Annotated in this window: 18 protein-coding genes; 15 read left to right on the top strand and 3 right to left on the bottom strand. The window is 71.1% G+C overall.

Annotation, left to right across the window (positions count from 1 at the left end; all coding sequences use genetic code 11):
* The 7 genes from murG (at position 1) to P3T37_RS09960 (ending at position 7,048) form a co-directional block, all read left to right on the top strand.
* Entirely contained in the window at positions 1–1,107 is a 1,107-nt protein-coding gene (murG, locus tag P3T37_RS09990; RefSeq protein WP_280723129.1) for an undecaprenyldiphospho-muramoylpentapeptide beta-N-acetylglucosaminyltransferase, read from the top strand.
* Positions 1,100–1,855, top strand: coding sequence for an FtsQ-type POTRA domain-containing protein (locus tag P3T37_RS09985; RefSeq protein WP_280723128.1), 756 nt, complete (start codon positions 1,100–1,102; stop codon positions 1,853–1,855). The genes murG and P3T37_RS09985 overlap by 8 nt, the downstream gene beginning before the upstream one ends.
* Before the next feature lie 387 nt (positions 1,856–2,242).
* A complete protein-coding gene (gene ftsZ, locus P3T37_RS09980; protein WP_280723127.1) occupies positions 2,243–3,445 on the top strand; it encodes a cell division protein FtsZ in 1,203 nt (400 codons plus the stop codon).
* A 149-nt stretch (positions 3,446–3,594) separates the two neighbouring features.
* A complete protein-coding gene (locus tag P3T37_RS09975; RefSeq protein WP_280723126.1) occupies positions 3,595–4,347 on the top strand; it encodes a YggS family pyridoxal phosphate-dependent enzyme in 753 nt (250 codons plus the stop codon).
* A gap of 256 nt (positions 4,348–4,603) precedes the next feature.
* On the top strand, positions 4,604–5,200 hold the full coding sequence (gene sepF, locus P3T37_RS09970) for a cell division protein SepF (RefSeq protein ID WP_035805507.1): 597 nt from the start codon (positions 4,604–4,606) through the stop codon (positions 5,198–5,200).
* Positions 5,201–5,280: 80 nt separating this feature from the next.
* Positions 5,281–5,571: a YggT family protein gene (locus tag P3T37_RS09965; RefSeq protein WP_280723156.1), complete on the top strand. Its 291-nt coding sequence runs from the start codon at positions 5,281–5,283 to the stop codon at positions 5,569–5,571.
* A gap of 49 nt (positions 5,572–5,620) precedes the next feature.
* The gene (locus P3T37_RS09960) at positions 5,621–7,048 is read left to right on the top strand and encodes a DivIVA domain-containing protein (RefSeq protein WP_280723125.1); all 1,428 of its coding nucleotides are present in this window, start codon (positions 5,621–5,623) and stop codon (positions 7,046–7,048) included.
* 129 nt (positions 7,049–7,177) lie between these two features.
* Here the strand turns inward: P3T37_RS09960 and ileS are convergent, their stop codons facing one another.
* Positions 7,178–10,306: an isoleucine--tRNA ligase gene (ileS, locus tag P3T37_RS09955; RefSeq protein WP_280723124.1), complete on the bottom strand. Its 3,129-nt coding sequence runs from the start codon at positions 10,304–10,306 to the stop codon at positions 7,178–7,180.
* 612 nt (positions 10,307–10,918) lie between these two features.
* On the opposite strand from ileS, the gene P3T37_RS09950 reads away from it, so the two are divergent.
* The 5 genes from P3T37_RS09950 to P3T37_RS09930 all read left to right on the top strand — a co-directional run bounded on the left by P3T37_RS09950 (position 10,919) and on the right by P3T37_RS09930 (position 14,146).
* Positions 10,919–11,434, top strand: a complete 516-nt coding sequence (locus P3T37_RS09950) for a TraR/DksA family transcriptional regulator (RefSeq protein ID WP_348533226.1) — start codon at positions 10,919–10,921, stop codon at positions 11,432–11,434.
* 76 nt (positions 11,435–11,510) lie between these two features.
* Positions 11,511–12,146, top strand: a complete 636-nt coding sequence (gene lspA / locus P3T37_RS09945) for a signal peptidase II (protein WP_280723123.1) — start codon at positions 11,511–11,513, stop codon at positions 12,144–12,146.
* A gap of 23 nt (positions 12,147–12,169) precedes the next feature.
* The gene (locus P3T37_RS09940) at positions 12,170–13,108 is read left to right on the top strand and encodes an RluA family pseudouridine synthase (RefSeq protein WP_280723122.1); all 939 of its coding nucleotides are present in this window, start codon (positions 12,170–12,172) and stop codon (positions 13,106–13,108) included.
* Complete coding sequence (locus P3T37_RS09935) at positions 13,108–13,560, top strand: GNAT family N-acetyltransferase (protein ID WP_280723121.1); 453 nt, start codon at positions 13,108–13,110, stop codon at positions 13,558–13,560. Before P3T37_RS09940 ends, P3T37_RS09935 begins: the two co-directional genes overlap by 1 nt.
* An 82-nt stretch (positions 13,561–13,642) precedes the next feature.
* A complete protein-coding gene (locus tag P3T37_RS09930; RefSeq protein WP_280723120.1) occupies positions 13,643–14,146 on the top strand; it encodes an LURP-one-related family protein in 504 nt (167 codons plus the stop codon).
* A gap of 4 nt (positions 14,147–14,150) precedes the next feature.
* Here P3T37_RS09930 and P3T37_RS09925 read toward each other — a convergent pair whose 3' ends face one another.
* Positions 14,151–15,170, bottom strand: a complete 1,020-nt coding sequence (locus P3T37_RS09925; protein ID WP_280723119.1) for a mechanosensitive ion channel domain-containing protein — start codon at positions 15,168–15,170, stop codon at positions 14,151–14,153.
* Positions 15,171–15,269: 99 nt separating this feature from the next.
* On the opposite strand from P3T37_RS09925, the gene P3T37_RS09920 reads away from it, so the two are divergent.
* Genes P3T37_RS09920 through P3T37_RS09910 form a run of 3 tightly spaced genes read left to right on the top strand, consistent with a single transcriptional unit; the run spans position 15,270 to position 19,516 of the window.
* Positions 15,270–18,041 (top strand): alpha/beta fold hydrolase, encoded by a 2,772-nt coding sequence (locus P3T37_RS09920; RefSeq protein ID WP_280723118.1) that lies wholly within the window; start codon positions 15,270–15,272, stop codon positions 18,039–18,041.
* Positions 18,038–18,898 (top strand): ABC transporter permease, encoded by an 861-nt coding sequence (locus tag P3T37_RS09915; RefSeq protein WP_280723117.1) that lies wholly within the window; start codon positions 18,038–18,040, stop codon positions 18,896–18,898. Before P3T37_RS09920 ends, P3T37_RS09915 begins: the two co-directional genes overlap by 4 nt.
* A gap of 39 nt (positions 18,899–18,937) precedes the next feature.
* A complete protein-coding gene (locus P3T37_RS09910; RefSeq protein ID WP_280723116.1) occupies positions 18,938–19,516 on the top strand; it encodes a dienelactone hydrolase family protein in 579 nt (192 codons plus the stop codon).
* Positions 19,517–19,526: 10 nt separating this feature from the next.
* Here P3T37_RS09910 and P3T37_RS09905 read toward each other — a convergent pair whose 3' ends face one another.
* Positions 19,527–20,207, bottom strand: a complete 681-nt coding sequence (locus P3T37_RS09905) for a hypothetical protein (protein ID WP_280723115.1) — start codon at positions 20,205–20,207, stop codon at positions 19,527–19,529.
* Positions 20,208–20,306: the final 99 nt, after the last annotated feature.

Genomic DNA, 20,306 nt, shown 5'->3' with positions numbered 1-20,306 from the left:
GTGCATGTCGTACTCGCCGGCGGAGGCACCGCCGGACACATCGAGCCTGCAATGGCGCTGGCGGACGCGCTGCGCAGGCACGACCCCAGCATCGGCATCACCGCGCTCGGCACCGAGCGCGGCCTGGAGACCCGGCTGGTGCCCGAACGCGGCTACCACCTGGAGCTGATCCCGGCCGTCCCGCTGCCCCGCAAGCCCACCCCCGAGCTGATCACCGTCCCGGGCCGGCTGCGCGGCACCGTCCGGGCCGCGCAGGAGATCATCGAGCGGGTCAAGGCGGACGCCGTGGTGGGCTTCGGCGGCTACGTCGCGATGCCCGCCTATCTGGCCGCCAAGCGCGCCGGGGTCCCGATCGTGGTGCACGAGGCCAACGCCCGCCCGGGCCTGGCCAACAAGATCGGCGCCCGGTACAGCGACTTCGTCGCGGTCTCCACCCCGGACAGCAAGCTGCGCGACTCGCGCTACATCGGCATCCCGCTGCGCCGCACCATCGCCACCCTGGACCGCAACGCGGTCCGCCCCGAGGCCCGCGCCTACTTCGGCCTGGACCAGCGGCTGCCCACCCTGCTGGTCTCCGGCGGTTCGCAGGGCGCCCGCCGGCTGAACGAGACGATCCAGGCGATCGCCCCGCGGCTCCAGCAGTACGGCGTGCAGATCCTGCACGCGGTCGGCCCGAAGAACGAGCTGCCGCAGATCGACGACATCCCCGGGATGCCGCCGTACCGCGCGCTGCCGTACGTCGACCGGATGGACCTCGCCTACGCGGCCGCCGACCTGATGCTCTGCCGGGCCGGCGCGATGACGGTCGCCGAGCTGGCCGCGGTCGGCCTGCCGGCCGCCTTCGTGCCGCTGCCGATCGGCAACGGCGAGCAGCGGCTGAACGCCCAGCCGATGGTCAAGGCCGGCGGCGGTCTGCTGGTGGACGACGCCGAGCTGACCACCGACTGGGTGCTGGGCAACGTGCTGCCGGTGCTGACCGACCCGCAGCGGCTCTGGGACATGAGCCGGGCGGCCGCCGAGTTCGGCCGCCGGGACGCGGACGACCTGCTGGTCGGCATGGTCTACGAGGCGATCGAGGCTGCAAGGGGCGGCCGCCGCCGTGGTTGACGAGGTCCTGGAGGACGAGGAGGACTACCGGCCCCCGCTGCGGCTCTCGCGGCGCGGGATCCTGGTGCTCAGCGGCCTCGGCGCGGCGGTTCTCGCCGTGCTGGGCTGGGTGGTCTTCTTCTCCTCCGTCCTGGATGTCCGGATTGTGGCCATCCAGGGGCTCAACGACGACAAGTTGACGGTCGACCAGGTGCGCGACGCCATAGGGGCCGTCCAGCACGGCCCGCTGGCCCAGGTGGACCTGGACGCGGTTCAGCGCCGCGTCCAGGGCATTCCCCGGGTGGCCAAGGTGGAGGTCTGGCGGGGCTGGCCGCACACCCTTCGGGTGAAGGTCATCGAGCGTCAACCCGTCGCCGCGGTCAAGGAGGCGGACGGGCAGTTCACCGAAGTGGACGCCGGCGGGGTGAGCTTCGCCACCGACCCGACCCCGCCGTCCGGCGTGCCGGTGGTCCAACTGCAGCTCAGCCAGTCCGCCCAGGACGCCGAGGCGGTCTTCTCGCAGGCCGATCTGGTCAAGGGCGCGGTGCAGGTGGCGGCCGGTCTGCCCGCCGAGGTGGCCGGTCGGGCCGGTTCGCTCCAGGTTCGTTCGTATGACGACATCGAACTCCAGCTCACCGGTGGGGGACTGGTGCGCTGGGGGAGTCCCGAGCTGACCGCGCGCAAGGCGAAGGTGCTGGTCGCCCTGCTGCACCAGAAGGCCGCGACCTACGACGTGAGCGCCCCTGATGCGCCGGCGATCTCGGGCTGATCCGAAATCAGGTAGGTTTTGCTCCTTGAGGGCACCATTGACTACCTGTCGATGATTCCCCGACCCTGGGTGGCTACCCCGGTTCTTGTCACCGGTTGATGATCACATAGGCTCAAAAGAAAAAAGGGAAGCTCGGGCGTGTTCGTTGAACACGGGCTCGCCGCGACTTAGTGTCCTGTCACCAGGCTGTGTCCGGCAGTGATCTGATGTGTCTTCAGTGATCTTGTATCGACATAGCATGAACCCTCAACGTCAAGTTTAGGGTTCGGGTCGGCGGTCTCCATTTCGGACATTCAGTCAGGAACCGGGCTCCCCACCCATCGACATCCGTCGGTTTCCATGACCCCTGGGAGCCGACCCGGAAATTCGAGGCGAGAGGCCTTCGACGTGGCAGCACCGCAGAACTACCTCGCAGTCATCAAGGTCGTCGGTATCGGCGGCGGTGGTGTCAACGCCATCAACCGGATGATCGAGGTCGGTCTCAAGGGCGTCGAGTTCATCGCGATCAACACCGATGCGCAGGCCCTCCTGATGAGCGACGCCGACGTCAAGCTCGACGTGGGCCGTGAACTCACCCGGGGCCTCGGCGCCGGAGCCAACCCCGAGGTCGGCCGCAAGGCCGCCGAGGACCACCGCGAGGAGATCGAGGAGGTCCTCAAGGGGGCCGACATGGTCTTCGTGACGGCCGGCGAGGGCGGCGGCACCGGTACCGGTGGCGCTCCCGTCGTGGCCAACATCGCCCGCTCGCTCGGTGCGCTCACCATCGGCGTGGTCACCCGCCCCTTCACCTTCGAGGGCCGCCGCCGGGCGAACCAGGCCGAGGACGGCATCGCCGGCCTGCGCGAGGAGGTGGACACCCTCATCGTCATCCCGAACGACCGGCTGCTCTCCATCTCGGACCGCCAGGTCAGCGTGCTGGACGCGTTCCGCTCCGCCGACCAGGTGCTGCTCTCGGGTGTGCAGGGCATCACCGATCTGATCACCACGCCCGGTCTGATCAACCTCGACTTCGCCGACGTCAAGTCGGTCATGTCGGACGCCGGCTCGGCCCTGATGGGGATCGGCTCGGCCCGCGGCGAGGACCGCGCGAAGGCGGCGGCCATCATGGCCATCTCCTCGCCGCTCCTGGAGGCCTCGATCGACGGCGCGCGCGGCGTGCTGCTCTCCATCTCCGGCGGCTCCGACCTCGGTCTCTTCGAGATCAACGAGTCGGCCCAGCTGGTCAGCGAGGCCGCCCACCCCGAGGCCAACATCATCTTCGGCGCCGTCATCGACGACGCGCTCGGCGACGAGGTGCGGGTCACCGTGATCGCCGCGGGCTTCGACGGCGGCCAGCCGCCGGCCATCGTCCGCGACCCGGTGGTCAAGTCGACCCCGGCAGCGGCGCCGGCACCCGAGCGGCCGGAGCGCCCGGCCACCCGGCCGTATGGCGGCATGGGCTCGGTGACGGGTCGTTCGGAGGAGAACTCCTCCTCCGCCCCGAAGAGCGACACCCAGCCGACCCCGGTTCCGCCGCAGGCGCAGCCGGCCCGGCCGCTCTACGTGGAGAGCGCGGCCGAAGAGCTGGACGTGCCGGACTTCCTCAAGTAGGAAGCCCCCTCGACAGGGCGCGACCCACGGTCATAAGAAATACTTTTGCAGGGCCAAGGTGCCCGCCGTTCGACATCCCAGGTGTCGAAGGGCGGGCACCTTGGCGTGATGCGCGCGCCGGTACGAGTAGTGAGTGGGAACCGAACAAGATGACGAACCACCAGGACCGGGAGTTCCCGTCGGCGGCTCGACTCGAGGAGCTGCGTTCCGGGCTGGACGCCGTGGAGCGCCGGATCGACGCGGCCTGTGCGACGGTCGGGCGGCCGCGCTCGGAGGTGACTCTGATCGTGGTCACCAAGACCTACCCGGCCTCCGACACCCGCCTGCTGGCCTCGCTCGGGGTCCGCGAGGTCGCCGAGAACCGCGACCAGGACGCCGCCCGCAAGGCGGCCGACTGCGCTGACCTGCCGCTGACCTGGCACTTCGTCGGACAGCTGCAGACCAACAAGGTGCGCTCGGTGGTCGGCTACGCGGACCACGTGCACTCGGTGGACCGGCTGCGGCTGGTCGAGGCGCTCTCCGGCGCGGTGCTCCGGGCCGAACGCCCGGAGCTGGGCTGCCTGGTGCAGGTGGCGCTCGACAAGGAGGCCGGGGAGGGCGAGGGCCGGGCCGGAGTCGCCCCCGAGGACGTGCTCGCGCTCGCCGACACCATCGCCGACACGCCCGGGCTGCGCCTGGACGGTGTGATGACGGTCGCTCCGCTCGCCGGTCCGCTGGCCGGCGATCCGGCGGCGGCGTTTACGCGCCTGGCGGAAATCTCAACCGCCGTACGCGCGACCCATCCTGCTGCCACGATGGTTTCCGCAGGGATGAGTGGTGACCTTGAGCAGGCCGTGGCCGCCGGAGCGACACATGTTCGCGTCGGGACGGCGGTGCTCGGAGTGCGGTCACCGCTCGGGTAACGTCACCGGGTAGTAGATCAGACTGCAGGACAAATCAGGACAAAACAATGATTCGTCCTGAGGATGCCAACCAATCGTGGATCGTATGTCCGCGGCCACGCGCACGGATTGACAGATTGTCGGCTGAACGTAGCTGCGGCCTGACAGACCGTGAGCAGACCGCGGTCTCGCAGCTCCCACCGTACTCGAAGGAGTACCGGTGCTGCGGGGTCTGGCCGGTGACGGGCCGATCCACCACAGAGCGGAGGACAGGAGCATGGCCGGCGCAATGCGCAAGATGGCGGTCTACCTCGGCCTCGTGGAGGACGAGACGTACGACGGTCAGGGTTACGACCCGGACGACGACTACGACACGGACCCCGAGCCGATCCGGACCGGGCGTACCGAGGACATCCCGCGCCCAGCGGCCCCCCCGGCGCAGGTCGCCTCGATCGCGCCCCAGCCGGTACCGGCCGCGGTGCCGATCCGGCAGGAGCCGAGGATGGCCCCCGTGTCGTCCATCACACCCGAACGCCGTCAGAACCTGGAGAAGAGCGCGCCGGTGATCATGCCCAAGGTCGTCAATGAGCGAGAGTCCTACCGCATCACCACGCTGCACCCTCGGACCTACAACGAGGCCCGTACCATCGGGGAACAGTTCCGTGGCGGGACCCCGGTGATCATGAATCTGACCGAGATGGACGACACCGATGCGAAGCGGCTCGTAGACTTCGCGGCTGGACTCGTCTTCGGTCTGCACGGCAGCATTGAACGCGTGACGCAGAAGGTGTTCCTGCTGTCGCCTGCTAACGTCGATGTCACGGCGGAGGACAAGGCACGGATCGCCGAGGGTGGGTTCTTCAACCAGAGCTGACCCGGCCACGACGTCATGTGTGGACCGTCTGACAGTGAGTGACCAAGCGGCGCCGGATGAACCTTGGAGAGGGATACCCGATGGGGATCGTGGGGGCAGTGCTCTACTACGCACTGACCGTCTTCCTGGTGATTCTGCTGTTCCGCCTGGTCATGGACTGGGTCTTCCAGTTTGCCCGCTCGTGGCATCCGGGGAAGGCCATGGTCGTGGTCCTGGAGGCCACGTACACTGTCACGGATCCACCACTGAAGCTCCTTCGGCGGTTCATCCCGCCGTTGCGTCTCGGGGGCGTGGCGCTCGACCTGTCCTTCTTCGTACTGATGATCATTGTGTATGTCCTGATCTCGCTCGTGCAGCGTCTGCCGTGGTGAGCGATGCGGCAGGATGCCAGTGTGCCGACGATCACGTAGAGGTGAAGAGATGCCGTTGACCCCCGAGGACGTTCGGAACAAGCAGTTCACGACCGTCCGCCTGCGTGAAGGCTATGACGAGGACGAGGTCGATGCCTTCCTCGACGAGGTCGAAGCCGAGCTGACCCGCTTGCTCCGGGAGAACGAGGACCTGCGCGCCAAGCTGGCCGCGGCGACCCGTGCCGCAGCGCAGAACCAGGCGAACATGCGCAAGGAGCAGCCGCAGGACCAGCGTCCTGGCGCTCCCGTTCCCGCTGCCATATCCGGCCCGCCGGTCCCCGGCCAGCAGGGCCCGGGACAGCAGATGGGCAACCAGCAGCAGATGGGCGGCCAGCCGCTCGGTCTGCCGTCCGGTGCCCCGCAGCTTCCGCCCGGCCAGGGCAACCAGATGCAGCAGCAGGGCCAGATGCCTGGTCAGGGCGGCCCGATGCAGGGCCAGATGCCCGGCCAGGGCAACCCCATGCAGCAGCAGATGCCCGGCCAGGGCAACCAGATGCAGCAGCAGATGGGCCAGCAGCAGCACCAGACCATGGGCGGCCAGCAGCAGCTGGTGCAGCCGATGGGCGGGCAGATGCTGCAGCCGATGGGTGGCCCGATGCAGGGCCAGATGCCCGGCCAGGGCGGCCCGATGCAGGGTCAGATGGGCCAGCAGCAGATGGGCCAGCAGCAGCACCAGACCATGGGTGGCCAGCAGCAGCTCGCGCCGATGGGCGGCCCGATGGGCCAGCAGCTCGGCGGCCCGCTCGGCGGCGGCCCGATGCAGCAGCAGGGTCCCGGTGGCGACAGTGCCGCCCGCGTCCTCGCGCTCGCTCAGCAGACCGCTGACCAGGCGATCTCCGAGGCCCGTTCCGAGGCCAACAAGATCGTCGGCGAGGCCCGCAGCCGCGCCGAGGGCCTGGAGCGCGACGCCCGTGCCAAGGCCGACGCCCTGGAGCGGGACGCGCAGGAGAAGCACCGCGTGGCGATGGGCTCCCTGGAGTCCGCCCGCGCGACGCTGGAGCGCAAGGTCGAGGACCTGCGTGCCTTCGAGCGCGAGTACCGCACCCGCCTGAAGTCCTACCTGGAGACCCAGCTGCGCCAGCTGGAGTCGCAGGCGGACGACTCGCTCGCCCCGCCGCGGATCCCCGCCACCGCCTCGCTGCCGCCGGCCGCGTCGTCGATGGCGCAGTCCGGTGCCGGCTCGATGAGCAGCCCGTCCTTCGGTGGTGGCCAGCCGTCCTTCGGTGGCAACCAGTCCTTCGGCGGGAACCCGTCCTTCGGCGGCAACGGCCAGGGCGGCTTCGGCAGCCAGGGCAACGGTGCTCCGCAGATGGCCCCGGCCGGGATGACCCAGCCGATGGCCTCGGTCCGCCCGCAGCCGCCGCAGCCCATGCAGCCGATGCAGCAGGCCCCGGCCCCGATGCGCGGCTTCCTCATCGACGAGGACGGCGACAACTAGTCGTCGCGTTGCAGGACCAAGTGCGCCCCCACCGCTCGGCGGTGGGGGCGCACTGCTGTCTGCTCCGCCAGGGGGTACAGCGAAGGCCGCCCCTCGCTTTCGCGCGAGGGGCGGCCTTCGCCGGTAGGTCTAAGCCTTGCGGAGCTGGAAGGTCAGGGCCAGGCCCTCGTCCGTGAAGGTCTCGGACTCCCAGTCGGCCGGGCCGGTGGCGAAGTCCACGGCGAGGACCTCGTCGGCGACCAGGGCGGCGTGCTCGGCGACCGCGGCCGCGGTCTCCTCGGTGGCGGACTGCCAGCGGAGCACGATCCGGTCGGCGACGTCCAGGCCGGAGTTCTTCCGGGCCTCCTGGATCTGCCGGATGGCGTCGCGGGCGATGCCCAGGCGCTTGAGCTCGGGGGTGATGTGCAGGTCGAGCGCGACCGTGGCGCCGGACTCGTTGGCCACCGCCCAGCCCTCGCGCGGGGTCTCGGTGATGACGACCTCGTCGGGGGAGAGCGCGATCCGCTCACCGTCGAACTCCACCGAGGTGGCGCCGGTGGCGCGCAGCTCGGCCGCGAGCACCGCCGCGTCGGCGGCGGCGACGGCCTTCGCCACGTCCTGGACGCCCTTGCCGTAGCGCTTGCCCAGCGCGCGGAAGTTCGCCTTGGCGGTGGTGTCCACCAGCGAACCGCCCACGGCCGCCAGCGACTCCAGCGCGACGACGTTGAGCTCCTCGGCGATCTGGGCCCGCAGGTCCTGCGGCAGTTCCTCCCAGCCCTGGGCGGCGATCAGCGCGCGGGAGAGCGGCTGGCGGGTCTTGACGCCGGACTCGGCGCGGGTGGCCCGGCCGAGTTCGACCAGTCGGCGCACCAGGGCCATGTGCCGCGAGAGGTCGGTGTCGATCAGCGTCTCGTCCGCGACCGGCCAGGAGGCCAGGTGGACGGAGGCCGGCGCGTCCGCGACCACCGGGACGACCAGGTCCTGCCAGACCTGCTCGGTGATGAACGGGGTCAGCGGGGCCATCAGCCGGGTGACCGTCTCCAGCGCCTCGTGCAGGGTGGCCAGTGCGGCCGCGTCACCCTGCCAGAAGCGCCGGCGGCCGCGCCGGACGTACCAGTTGGAGAGGTCGTCGACGAAGCCGGAGAGCAGCTTGCCGGCGCGCTGGGTGTCGTAGGCCTCCAGCGCCGCGTCCGTCTCGCGGACCAGGGTGTTCAGCTCGGAGAGCACCCAGCGGTCCAGCTGCGGGCGGTCCGCGGGCTGCGGGTCAGCGGCGGACGGCGCCCAGTCGGCGGTGCGCGCGTACAGGGCCTGGAAGGCGACGGTGTTCCAGTAGGTGAGCAGCGTCTTGCGCACCACCTCCTGGATCGTGCCGTGCCCGACCCGGCGCGCGGACCAGGGCGAGCCGCCGGCCGCCATGAACCAGCGCACCGCGTCGGCGCCGTGCTGGTCCATCAGCGGGATCGGCTGCAGGATGTTGCCCAGGTGCTTGGACATCTTGCGGCCGTCCTCGGCCAGGATGTGGCCCAGGCACACCACGTTCTCGTAGGAGGACTTGTCGAACACCAGGGTGCCGACCGCCATCAGCGTGTAGAACCAGCCGCGGGTCTGGTCGATCGCCTCGGAGATGAACTGGGCCGGGTAGCGGCTCTCGAACAGCTCCTTGTTGCGGTACGGGTAGCCGTACTGCGCGAACGGCATCGAGCCGGCGTCGTACCAGGCGTCGATCACCTCGGGCACCCGGACCGCGGTGGCCGAGCAGCTCGGGCAGGCGAAGGTGACGTCGTCGATGTACGGGCGGTGCGGGTCCAGCGCGCTCTGGTCGGTGCCGGTCAGCTCGGTCAGCTCGGCCAGCGAGCCGACGCAGGTGAGGTGGTTCTCCTCACAGCGCCAGATCGGCAGCGGGGTTCCCCAGTAGCGGTTGCGGGAGAGCGCCCAGTCGATGTTGTTGTTCAGCCAGTCGCCGAAGCGGCCGTGCTTGACGTTGTCCGGGAACCAGTTGGTGGCCTCGTTCTCCCGGATCATCGCGTCCTTGACCTGGGTGGTCCGCAGGTACCAGGACGGCTGCGCGTAGTAGAGCAACGCGGTGTGGCAGCGCCAGCAGTGCGGGTAGCTGTGCTCGTACGGGACGTGCTTGAAGAGCAGGCCGCGCTCGGACAGGTCGGCGACCAGCTGCTCGTCCGCCTTCTTGAAGAAGATGCCGCCGACGAGCGGGACGTCCGGCGAGAAGGTGCCGTCCGCCTCGACCGGGTTGACCACCGGCAGGCCGTACTTGCGGCAGGTGGCGAGGTCGTCGGCGCCGAAGGCGGGCGCCTGGTGGACGATGCCGGTGCCGTCCTCGGTGGTGACGTAGTCGGCGTTCAGGACGTAGTGCGCGTCCTCGATGGCGACCAGGTCGAACGGGCGGCGGTAGGTCCAGCGCTCCATCTCGCGCCCGGTGAACGACTCGCCGGTGGTCTCCCAGCCCTCGCCCAGCGCCTTGCCGACCAGCGGCTCGGCGACGACCAGACGCTCGGTGCCGTCGGTGGCGACCACGTAGGTGACGTCCGGGTGGACGGCGGCGGCGGTGTTGGACACCAGCGTCCAGGGGGTGGTCGTCCAGACCAGCAGCGCGGCCGTGCCCGCCAGCGGTCCGCCGGTCAGCGGGAAGCGGACGAAGACCGACGGGTCGACGACCGTCTCGTAGCCCTGGGCCAGCTCGTGGTCCGAGAGGCCGGTGCCGCAGCGCGGGCACCAGGGCGCGACCCGGTGGTCCTGGACCAGCAGGCCCTTCTCGAAGATCTGCTTGAGCGACCACCACACGGACTCGATGTAGGACGGGTCCATGGTCCGGTAGGCCTGGTCGAGGTCGACCCAGTAGCCCATCCGCTGGGTCAGCTCGGTGAAGGCGTCGGTGTGCCGGGTGACCGACTCGCGGCACTTGGCGTTGAACTCGGCGATGCCGTAGTTCTCGATCTCCGGCTTGCCGGAGAAGCCCAGCTCCTTCTCGACGGCCAGCTCGACCGGCAGGCCGTGGCAGTCCCAGCCGGCCTTGCGGGCGACGTGGTAGCCCTTCATCGTCCGGTAGCGCGGGAAGACGTCCTTGAAGACGCGGGCCTCGATGTGGTGGGCGCCGGGCATCCCGTTGGCGGTCGGCGGGCCCTCGTAGAAGACCCACTCGGGGCGGCCCTGGGACTGGTCCAGGCTGCGCTGGAAGACCTTCTGGTCCTCCCAGAAGCTGAGGATGCGGTACTCCATGGCCGGCAGGTCTACCTGGGCCGGTACGGCGTTGTAGCTGTTCATTCGGGGCGTCTACCTCCGGCGGATGCGTGGACTGGCTTCCGACGGAGGGACGAGACGGCGTGCCGTCCCGCGGTACCACCCTCCTTGGCCGCTCATCCCTCGAACGGCCCACTCCTTGGGTTTGCTGCCGGGTCTACTGGGCCGGTGGGCCGTTCTTCCGGCGGCTCCGGGGTGATCTTCCCGCCGTGCACACCCCCGGGCTCACACCGTCCCCGGGTCGCTGCTGGCTGCGTACGTCGGTACTCGTCCCATCTGCGCCTCGCGGGCTCAGTCTACAGACCGGCGGCAACCCGTTTGCGCCCCCGGCGTGCGGCCGCGCCGAGGGGTTAGGAAGTGACGATCTGGGCACAACCTTGTCATTGTCGGTTTGTCAATGCCCGGGTGCGTGCCGCAGCCAGCGGCTGCCCGGGTGTCATCGCTGCGAGGCGTCGGTATGTCCCGTTGTGACCGGATTCGATCAGGATTATCGTTCCGGCACCAGAGGCCGACGGGAACCGTCGGCCGGAGTCATTCGTAGATGGGGTCGAAGCCATGGCTGAGAAAGCAACGGGCGCGGGTACCGCCACCAGGCGGCCCCGGAAGGCCGTGGCAGGCGACTCAGGGGAGGGTTCCGTGACCACGACACGGCGGAAGACCAGCACCACCACCGGACGCGGCGCGGGCACCAGCCGGCATCACACCCCTGCGGGCAGCGGGGCGCGGGCGGCGACGGGCGGCGCGGAGTCGGTGGACCCGGCCGAGCTGCCGGTTCGCCAGGGTGAGGACTCCTGGACGGCCCCCGAGGTCGCCGAGCTGCACGCCGAGCTCAACAGCGAGCTGTTGCGCCTGCGGGACGAGATCGACGCCGCCGAGGCCGCGCTGACCGGGCTGATGCGCGACTCCAACGACGGCGCCGGCGACGACCAGGTGGACGCCGGGACGAAGAACATCAACCGGGAGAGCGAGCTGTCGCTGGCCAACAACGCCCGCGACATGCTGAGCCAGACCGAGCGCGCGCTGGCCCGGCTGGAGGGCATCGGCTTCGGCGTCTGCGAGTCCTGCGGCCAGGCGGTCGGCAAGGCCCGGCTGCAGGCCTTCCCGCGGGCGACCCTGTGCATCTCCTGCAAGGCCAAGCAGGAACGCCGCTGACGGCAGGCGCACGGACGGGGCCGGGCGGCCCGGTGCACCGCGTGCCGTACGCTCGACCCCGTAACGTCGGCCCCAGATGGCAGCGGAGCGGATCATCAGTACCCCAGGTTCCCCTCAGACCGAGCCCGACGCGCAGGCCGATGTGCAGCCCGCCCAGGCTGATGACGCGGCCGGTGCGACCGCCGCGGACGGTGCCCGCGCGGCGCTGCGCCGGCGCCGGGTCGGCGTGCTCTTCTCGGTCGCGCTCTTCGCCTACGTCATCGACCTGATCAGCAAGCTGGTCGTGGTGGCCAAGCTGGAGGGCCGCTCGCCGATCAGGATCATCAGCGACGTGGTCACCCTCCAGGTGATCCGCAATCCGGGCGCGGCCTTCGGCATGGGCCAGACCATGACGGTGGTCTTCACGCTGATCGCCGCCGCCGTGATCGTGGTCATCTGGCGGATCTCCCGCCGGCTCTACAGCCTGCCCTGGGCGATCGCGCTGGGCCTGCTGCTGGGTGGGGCGCTGGGCAACCTCACCGACCGGCTGTTCCGCGCGCCGGGGGTCTTCCGCGGCCATGTGGTGGACTTCATCTCGGTCCAGCACTTCGCGGTCTTCAACCTCGCCGACTCGGCCATCGTCTGCGGCGGCATCCTGGTGGTGCTGCTCTCGTTCCGCGGCAGCAACCCGGACGGGTCGGTCCACAAGCCGTCGTCGGCCAAGACCGACTAGTTCGTTGCGGCATACTCGTACGGGTGAGTACCGCTGCGCAGATCCGCACCCTTCCCGTTCCGGACGGCCTTGAGGGCGAGCGTCTCGACGCCGCCCTCGCCCGCATGTTCGGCTTCTCCCGCACCAAGGCCGCGGAGCTGGCCGCCGAGGGCAAGGTCCGGATCGACGGCTCCCTGGCCGGCAAGTCCGACCGCGTGATGGCCGGCTCCTGGATGGAGGTCGAGCTGCCGCCGCCCGCCGCGCCGGTGCAGATCGTCCCCGAGTTCGTCGACGGGATGCGCATCGTCCACGACGACCAGGACATCGTGCTGGTCGACAAGCCGGTCGGTGTCGCCGCGCACCCCAGCCCCGGCTGGACCGGCCCCACCGTGATCGGCCACCTCGCCGCCGCGGGCTACCGGATCTCCACCTCCGGTGCGGCCGAGCGCCAGGGCATCGTGCACCGCCTGGACGTCGGCACCTCGGGCCTGATGGTGGTCGCGAAGTCCGAGCGCGCGTACACCGACCTCAAGCGCCAGTTCCACGACCGGGTGACGGAGAAGAAGTACCACACCCTGGTCCAGGGCCACCCGGACCCGATGAGCGGCACCGTGGACGCCCCGATCGGCCGCCACCCCAGCTCCGACTGGAAGTGGGCGGTCACCCAGGCCGGAAAGCCGTCGGTCACCCACTACGACCTGATCGAGGCCTACCGGGCCGCCTCGCTGCTGGACGTCAAGCTGGAGACCGGCCGCACCCACCAGATCCGGGTGCACATGTCGGCGCTGCGCCACCCCTGCGTCGGCGACCTCACCTACGGCGCCGACCCGACGCTCGCCAAGCGCCTGGGCCTGACCCGGCAGTGGCTGCACGCGGTCTCGCTGGCCTTCGAGCACCCGGCGGACGGCGAGTGGGTGCAGTTCACCAGCGACTACGCCGCCGACCTGCAGAAGGCGCTGGACGTCATCTCCGCGGAGAGCTGATGGCGATCACGGTTGCCGCCACCGAGGCGGAGCTGGAGCTGGCCCGCCGGGTCCGGCTCGAGGTCTTCGTCCAGGAGCAGGGCGTCCCGGCGGAGCTGGAGTACGACGAGCTCGACGCCACCTCGGTGCACCTGCTGGCGGTCGGCGAGGACGGCGCGCCGCTCGGCACCGCCCGGCTGATCAGCGGTGCCGAGGCACTGGAGCTCACCGGCGTCGAGGGCCGGGTGCTGCTCGGCCGCCTCGCGGTGGTCAGGGCGGCCCGGGGTACCGGGCTGGGCGCGGAGCTGGTCCGGGCGATCGAGCAGGCCGGCCGCGAGCGCGGCGCCCGGGAGTGCGAGCTGCACGCCCAGGTGCAGGCGCTGGGCTTCTACGAGCGGCTCGGCTACGCGGCCGAGGGTCCCGTCTACGACGACGCGGGCATCGCGCACCGCACCATGGTGAAGGCCTTCTGAGCAGTCCCCCCGTCCGGTCCGGCAGGTCGCCCCACTACGCTCTGGGGCGGCACAAGGCCACTGACCTGGACGGGGGACCCTCATGCGCTATCTGGTGCGCGATCGGATGTTCGCGTTTCACGAGGAAGCCTGGATCGAGAGCGAGCACCGCGAGAAGCTCTACCGGGTCAACAAGAAGCTGTTCCGCCTGCGCACCACCTTCGCCTTCGTGGACTCCCGGGGCACGGTGGTGGCGAGCATCGTCAAGAAGGCGTTCACCTTCCACCACACCATCCTGATCAAGCACGACGGTCAGGTGCTGGCCAGGTTCAGCAAGAAGAACTTCAAGCTGTTCGGCGACCGCTTCAAGGTCAAGTTCAGCGACGGGCGCCGGCTGCGGATAGCCGGGAACTTCTGGGACCGGGAGTTCGACATCCAGCACGAGGGCACCACGCTCGCGCACATATCCCGGCGCTGGTTCACCCTCCGGGACGCCTATGCGGTCGACGTGATGAGCCAGCAGGACGCGCTGTTGCTGGTGATCCTCGCGGTGTGTGTCGATCACGTGCTCCAGGACGCGAAGGGCGAGCGGCTCACCAACTTCTGAGCGCTCAGCGCCCGTCGCCGATGCGGATCCGGGGGAGCGCGCCCGGGTGCTCGTCCCGCAGGAAGGCCAGCAGCTCCTCGCGGACCTGGCAGCGCAGCAGGAAGGTCTCCTCGGGGCTGCGGGCGGTCATCGTCGCCCGCACCACGACGGTGCTCGGGGTGCTGTCGACCACCCGCAGTGCCCACTCGTCGCCGTCCCAGTGCGCGCTGTCCAGCAGGATCCCGCTGAGCCGCTCGCGCAGCTCGGGCATCGGCGTGGTGTGGTCCAGGTGCAGCAGCACGACCGCCAGCAGCCCGGGGTCCTTGCGGGTCCAGTTCTCGAACGGCTTGCTGACGAAGTAGGAGACCGGCACGATCAGCCGCCGGTAGTCCCAGAGCCGTACCACCAGGTAGGTGAGGGTGATCTCCTCCACCGTGCCCTGCTGCCCCTCGACCACCACCGTGTCGCCGATCCGTACCGTGTCGCCGAAGGCGATCTGCAGGCCGGCGAAGAAGTTGCCCAGCGTGCTCTGGGCGGCGATGCCCGCGACCACGCCGATCAGTCCGGCCGAGGCCAGCAGGCTGGCGCCCACCGTGCGCATCGCGGCGAAGGTCAGCAGCATGACCGCCACCGTGACCACCGCGATCAGCGCGCTGACCATCCGGCGCAGCAGGCTGATCCGGGTGTGCACGCGCTGAAGTCGGGACAGGTCGCCGGCCGCCGTCTCGTAGCGGCTGAGCACGGCTTCCAGCAGCGCCGCCGTGATCCTGACGGCCAGCCAGCCCAGGGCCGCGATCAGAACGAGTAGCAGAGCGTGCTGGACGTCCCGGTTCGGCAGGTCGAACAGCCGGGACAGCGGCCGTCCGGCCATCAGCAGGCCGACCGCCACCACCAGTTGCAGCGGGACCCGGCAGCGCCGCAGCAGTACCCAGACCCGCGCGTCGGGTCGCCGCGCGCCGGCCCGTTGCAGCGCCCGGTCGACCAGCCAGCCGACTGCCAGGGTGACGGCGACGACGGCGAGCACGGTGAGCAGTGGCCAGAGCACGGGACCACGATAGGGGGATTGGAGGCGGTTTCGGATGATTGGTGACGCCTCGGCTGCGGCGTGACACGCACTCAGGTTCGACAGGTAGGGTCGGTATCCATGAACCTGGGTGGCCCTTGGCGTCGTTGGCGTGAGCGCGGCAGGCTGACGCGCCGGCGGGTGGTGGCGGCGGTGCTCGCGCTGCTCGCGGTGGTCGGGCTCGGGACGGCGGTGGCCGTGGCGGGCGAGGCGGCGCCGGTGCGCGAGCAGGACCAGTTCCTGTCGATGCCCGAGACCCCCGGCAGCACGCAGCAGGTGTCCATCGACACCTCGTTCTTCACCACCGGCAGCACCCCGCGCCCGGCGATCCTGCTGGCGCACGGCTTCGGCGGCAGCAAGGCCGACGAGGCCGGGGAGGCGCGCACGCTCGCGCGGTCCGGGTACGCGGTGCTGACCTGGTCGGCGCGCGGCTTCGGGCACTCCACCGGCCAGATCGGGCTCAACGCGCCGGACCGCGAGGTGCAGGACGTCAGGCACCTGGTCGACTGGCTGGCGCAGCGCCCCGAGGTCCAGCTGGACGGGCCCGGGGATCCGAGGGTGGGGATCACCGGTGCCTCGTACGGTGGGGCGCTCTCGCTGCTGGCCGCCGCCGCGGACCCGCGGATCGACGCCGTCGCCACCCGGATCACCTGGTGGAACCTGGCGGACGCGCTCTTCCCGCAGGGCGTCCAGGGCGGCACGGCCGAGGACGGGGTGTTCAAGAAGCTCTGGGCCGGGATCTTCTTCACCACCGGTTCGGCCGGGGACCTGACCGCCTCCACCACCGGCAAGCCGGCGCCCGCCACCACCCCCGCGGGCGGCCCGGTCGGCTGCGGGCGCTTCACGGCCGAGCTCTGCGACATGTACAACCGGGTGGCCACCGCCGGACACGCCGACCCGGCGGCGATCGCGCTGCTGGACCGGTCCAGCCCGTCCTCGGTGGCGGCGAAGCTGAAGGTGCCGACGCTGGTGGTCCAGGGCGAGCAGGACTCGCTTTTCCCGCTCGACCAGGGCGACGACATCGCCAAGGCGGTCGCCGCGAACGGCGCGCCGGTGGCCGTCGACTGGTTCGCCGGCGGGCACGACGGCGGCACCGAGACCAGCGACCGGGTGGACGCCCGGGTCTCCGCCTGGTTCGACCACTACGTGAAGAAGCAGGACAACAGCACCGGACCGGCCTTCCGGGTCACCCGGACCGGGGGAGTGGACTCCACCGGCTTCCAGGCCGTGCTGAGCGGCGCCGACGCCGACAGCTACCCGGGACTGAACGGCACCGGCTCCCGCCAGGTCGACCTGACGGGCGGCCAGCAGACCTTCGCCAACCCGCCCGGCGGCGCTCCGCCGGCCATCTCCACGGTTCCCGGCCTCGGCGCCCTCTCGCAGGCCGCCACCCTGGGCGTCGGACTCTCGCTCGACTTCCCCGGCCAGTACGCCGAGTTCGACTCCGCGCCGCTGGCCAGTCCGGTGCAGCTGACCGGCAGTCCGCAGATCTCCGTCCAGGTGCACGCCGACCAGCCGGACGCCGTGCTCTTCGGCAAGGTCTACGACCTGGGACCGGACGGCAAGCGCACCCTGCCGCAGCAGCTCGCCGCGCCGCTGCGGGTCACCGGCGCTGACACGCCCGGCGGCAGGACGGTGCGGATCGCGCTGCCCGCCGTCGACCACGCCTTCGCCGCCGGACACCGGCTGGGCCTGGTGCTCTCCAGCACCGACCTCGCCTACGCCTCGCCCGTACAGCCCGCGACCTACCAGGTCTCGGTGGCCGGCCCGCTCACCGTGCCGACGGTGACCTCACTGCACGCCGAGGCCACCCCGCTGCCCGCCCGGACCTGGGTGCTGCCGGTGGTCGCCCTGGTGATCGCCGCACTGCTGCTGCTCCCGCTGGTCCGTCGCCGTCGCGACCATGCGCCGGATCCGGAGCTGGCCGGTGTGCCGTTGCAGATCACCGGCCTGAGCAAGCGCTACAAGGGCGCCACCGACCGCTACGCCGTCCAGGAGCTGGGCTTCCGGGTGGAGGCGGGCCAGGTACTCGGGCTGCTCGGGCCCAACGGCGCCGGCAAGACCACCACGCTGCGGATGCTGATGGGCCTGATCCGCCCGGACGCCGGGGAGGTCCGGATCTTCGGCCACCCGGTGCGCGCCGGTTCGCCGGTGCTCTCCCGGGTCGGCGCGTTCGTGGAGGGCGCCGGCTTCCTGCCGCACCTGACCGGGCGGGCCAACCTCAAGCTCTACTGGCAGGCCACCGGGCGCCCGGCGGCGGACGCGCACCTGGACGAGGCGCTGGTGATCGCCGACCTCGGCGAGGCGCTGGACCGGGCCGTGCGCACCTACTCGCAGGGCATGCGCCAGCGCCTGGCCATCGCGCAGGCGATGCTCGGCCTGCCCGACCTGCTGATCCTGGACGAGCCGACCAACGGGCTCGACCCGCCGCAGATCCGCGAGATGCGCGAGGTGCTGATCCGCTACGCCGCCGCCGGACGGACCGTCATCGTCTCCAGCCACCTGCTCTCCGAGGTCGAGCAGAGCTGCACCCACCTGGTGGTGATGGACCGCGGCCGACTGGTCAGCGCGGGCGCCGTCGAGGAGATCGTCGGCGCGGGCGAACTGCTGCTGGTCGGCACACCCCCCGCGTACGGCCTGGACGAACTGACCGCGGCGGCTGGCAAGGCCGCGACGCTGGACGGGGTCGGCGCCGCCGAGGTGGCCGGGCACGGGCTGCTGATCCGGCTGGACGGCATGACGGCCAGTGAGCTGGTCGCCGAACTCGTCCGGCTGGGCATCCCCGTGGAGCGGGCCGGTCCGCACCGCCGCCTGGAGGACGCCTTCCTCTCCCTGATCGGAGGCTCAGCGTGAGTGTTCCCGTGCTCGAGAGCGACCGTGCGGCCGGCTACAGCCCGCACCGCACGCTGCCGCTGCGCACCGAGGCGCTGCGCCAGCTGCGCCGGCGCCGCACGCTGATCATCATGGCGGTGCTGCTCGCGCTGCCGTTCGTGGTGCTGGTGGCGTTCCAGATCGGCGGCACCCCCAGCCGGCCCGGCCAGACCACCTTCATCGACCTGGCGACCGCCTCCGGGCCCAACTTCGCGGCCACCATGCTCTTCATGGGCACCGGCTTCCTGCTGGTCATCCCGGTAGCGCTGTTCTGCGGGGACACCGTCGCGGCGGAGGCCAGCTGGTCCTCGCTGCGCTACCTGCTGGCCGCGCCGGTACCGCGGACCAGGCTGCTGATCCGCAAGTTCACCGTGGGCCTGCTCTTCTCGGCCGCCGCGATCGTGCTGCTGCCGCTGGTCGGGCTGGCGGTGGGCACGGCGGCGTACGGCTGGGGCGACCTGCGGCTGCCCACCGGCGACAGCCTGCCCGCCTCCACCGCGCTGCCGCGCCTGGCGATCGCCGTCGCCTTCGTCTTCCTCGGCGAGCTGGTGGTGGGCGCGCTGGCGTTCTACCTCTCGACGGCCACCGACGCGCCGCTCGGCGCGGTGGGCGGGGCGGTGTTCATCTCGATCATCACCGGGGTGCTGGACGCCATCACGGCGCTGGGCGGCCTGCGCGAGTGGCTGCCGGCGCACTGGCAGTACGCCTGGGCGGACGCGTTGCAGCCGCACCTGGAGTGGGGCGGGATGGTGCAGGGGGTGACGCTGTCGCTGTCGTACTCGGTGATCCTGCTGGCGCTGGCGGTCCGGGGCTTCGCCCGCAAGGACGTCGTCTCCTGAGATCATGTGGGTTCACCCCTTTGACCCCAGGAGTACCCGGTGGCCCAGATCGTCCTCTTCCACTCCGCCTACGGCCTGCGCCCGGCGGTGCACGCCGCGGCCGACCGGCTGCGGGCGGCCGGCCACCAGGTGCACGTGCCGGACGTCTTCGACGGCAGGCTCTTCGAGACGGTCGAGGAGGGCATGGCGTACCACGAGGAGGTCGGCACCGAGGAGCTGCTGCGCCGCGCGGTCGGCGCGGTGGGCCCGCTGCTGGCCGGCGGCGAGCGGCTGGTCTACGCGGGCTTCTCCCTGGGCGGCGCACTGGCGCAGAACCTGGCGCTCGCGGACGAGAACGCGCTGGGGCTGCTGCTCCTGCACGGCACCTCGGACGTACGCGACGACGCGACCACCTCGGTGCCGGTCCAGCTGCACGTGGCCGAGCCCGACGTGTACGAGAGCGAGGACTGGCTGAACGCCTGGTACCTGCGGCTGCGCAAGGCCGGTGCCGACGTGGAGGTGCACCGCTACCGCGGCGCGGGCCACATCTTCACCGACCCCGAGCTGCCCGACTACGACGCCGAGGCGGCGGAGCTGACCTGGGCCGCGGCGCTGGACTTCCTGGCCGAACTGGGCTGAGGCTCCGGTCCTACGGGACCGGCGGCGCGTCGGTGGGGGCGGGCGGGTAGCCGTAGGTGGGTGGCTGCTGCGGGGGCGGCGGCGGGGCGTAACCAGGCTGCGGCTGGGGCTGCGGTGCGGGGTACGCGGCCTGCTGCGGCGGGGCGTAGCCGACGGGCGGCTGCGGCTGCTGCCAGCCCTGGTACGGGCCCGGCTGTCCCGGTACGAACGCGGGCCGGGGCGCGGCCGGCGACGGTCGGCGGGTCGCGGCGACGACGATCACGAAGATCAGCGCGACCACCATCTGCGTGAGCACGTCGAGGTTGAGCAGCAGGTTGCTGAACGGCTTGCTGAAGCTGTCGGCGTTGCTGCCGGGGGTGGTGAACTGCGAGGTGATCACCTGGAGCGTCCCGTAGGCGTTCACCGAGAGCAGCAGCGCCCCGGCGGGCCGGATCCAGCCGCGCCCGCCGAACCCCGCGACGATCATGACGACCAGCGCCACGCAGGTCGCGAAGTCGGAGCCGAAGAAGCCCACCGGAGCGTTCGCGAACTCCGAGTAGGTGAAGCCGCTCGCTGTGCCCAGGTAGCCGATCCCCTTCTGGTTCAGGTCGTAGCCCAGGATGGCCAGTTCGAGGACCAGATCCACGATCAGCAGCACCGCGAGGCCGGGCAGGCCGCCGGGGCGTGGCGGAGTGGGTGGCGGGTAGCTCATGGTGTTTCCCCCTCTGGACGGTGCACGCCGCGGCGTCTCCGCGGCTCGTCGCGCGCTGAGACTAGCGTGCGACGAGCCGTCACCAGAACGGGGTGGGCG

Origin of the sequence: Kitasatospora sp. MAA4 (assembly GCF_029893355.1) — a bacterium.
Taxonomy (GTDB): Bacteria; Actinomycetota; Actinomycetes; order Streptomycetales; family Streptomycetaceae; genus Kitasatospora.
Note: the sequence above shows the minus strand (reverse complement) of the source record. Positions and strands in the feature narration are given on the sequence as shown.

Coding starts and splice junctions, on each gene's coding strand:
- P3T37_RS09975 (WP_280723126.1), top strand. CDS start 3,595: ATGACGAACCACCAGGACCGGGAGTTCCCGTCGGCGGCTCGACTCGAG.
- sepF (WP_035805507.1), top strand. CDS start 4,604: ATGGCCGGCGCAATGCGCAAGATGGCGGTCTACCTCGGCCTCGTGGAG.
- P3T37_RS09965 (WP_280723156.1), top strand. CDS start 5,281: ATGGGGATCGTGGGGGCAGTGCTCTACTACGCACTGACCGTCTTCCTG.
- P3T37_RS09960 (WP_280723125.1), top strand. CDS start 5,621: ATGCCGTTGACCCCCGAGGACGTTCGGAACAAGCAGTTCACGACCGTC.
- ileS (WP_280723124.1), bottom strand. CDS start 10,306: ATGAACAGCTACAACGCCGTACCGGCCCAGGTAGACCTGCCGGCCATG.
- lspA (WP_280723123.1), top strand. CDS start 11,511: ATGGCAGCGGAGCGGATCATCAGTACCCCAGGTTCCCCTCAGACCGAG.
- P3T37_RS09935 (WP_280723121.1), top strand. CDS start 13,108: ATGGCGATCACGGTTGCCGCCACCGAGGCGGAGCTGGAGCTGGCCCGC.
- P3T37_RS09930 (WP_280723120.1), top strand. CDS start 13,643: ATGCGCTATCTGGTGCGCGATCGGATGTTCGCGTTTCACGAGGAAGCC.
- P3T37_RS09920 (WP_280723118.1), top strand. CDS start 15,270: ATGAACCTGGGTGGCCCTTGGCGTCGTTGGCGTGAGCGCGGCAGGCTG.
- P3T37_RS09905 (WP_280723115.1), bottom strand. CDS start 20,207: ATGAGCTACCCGCCACCCACTCCGCCACGCCCCGGCGGCCTGCCCGGC.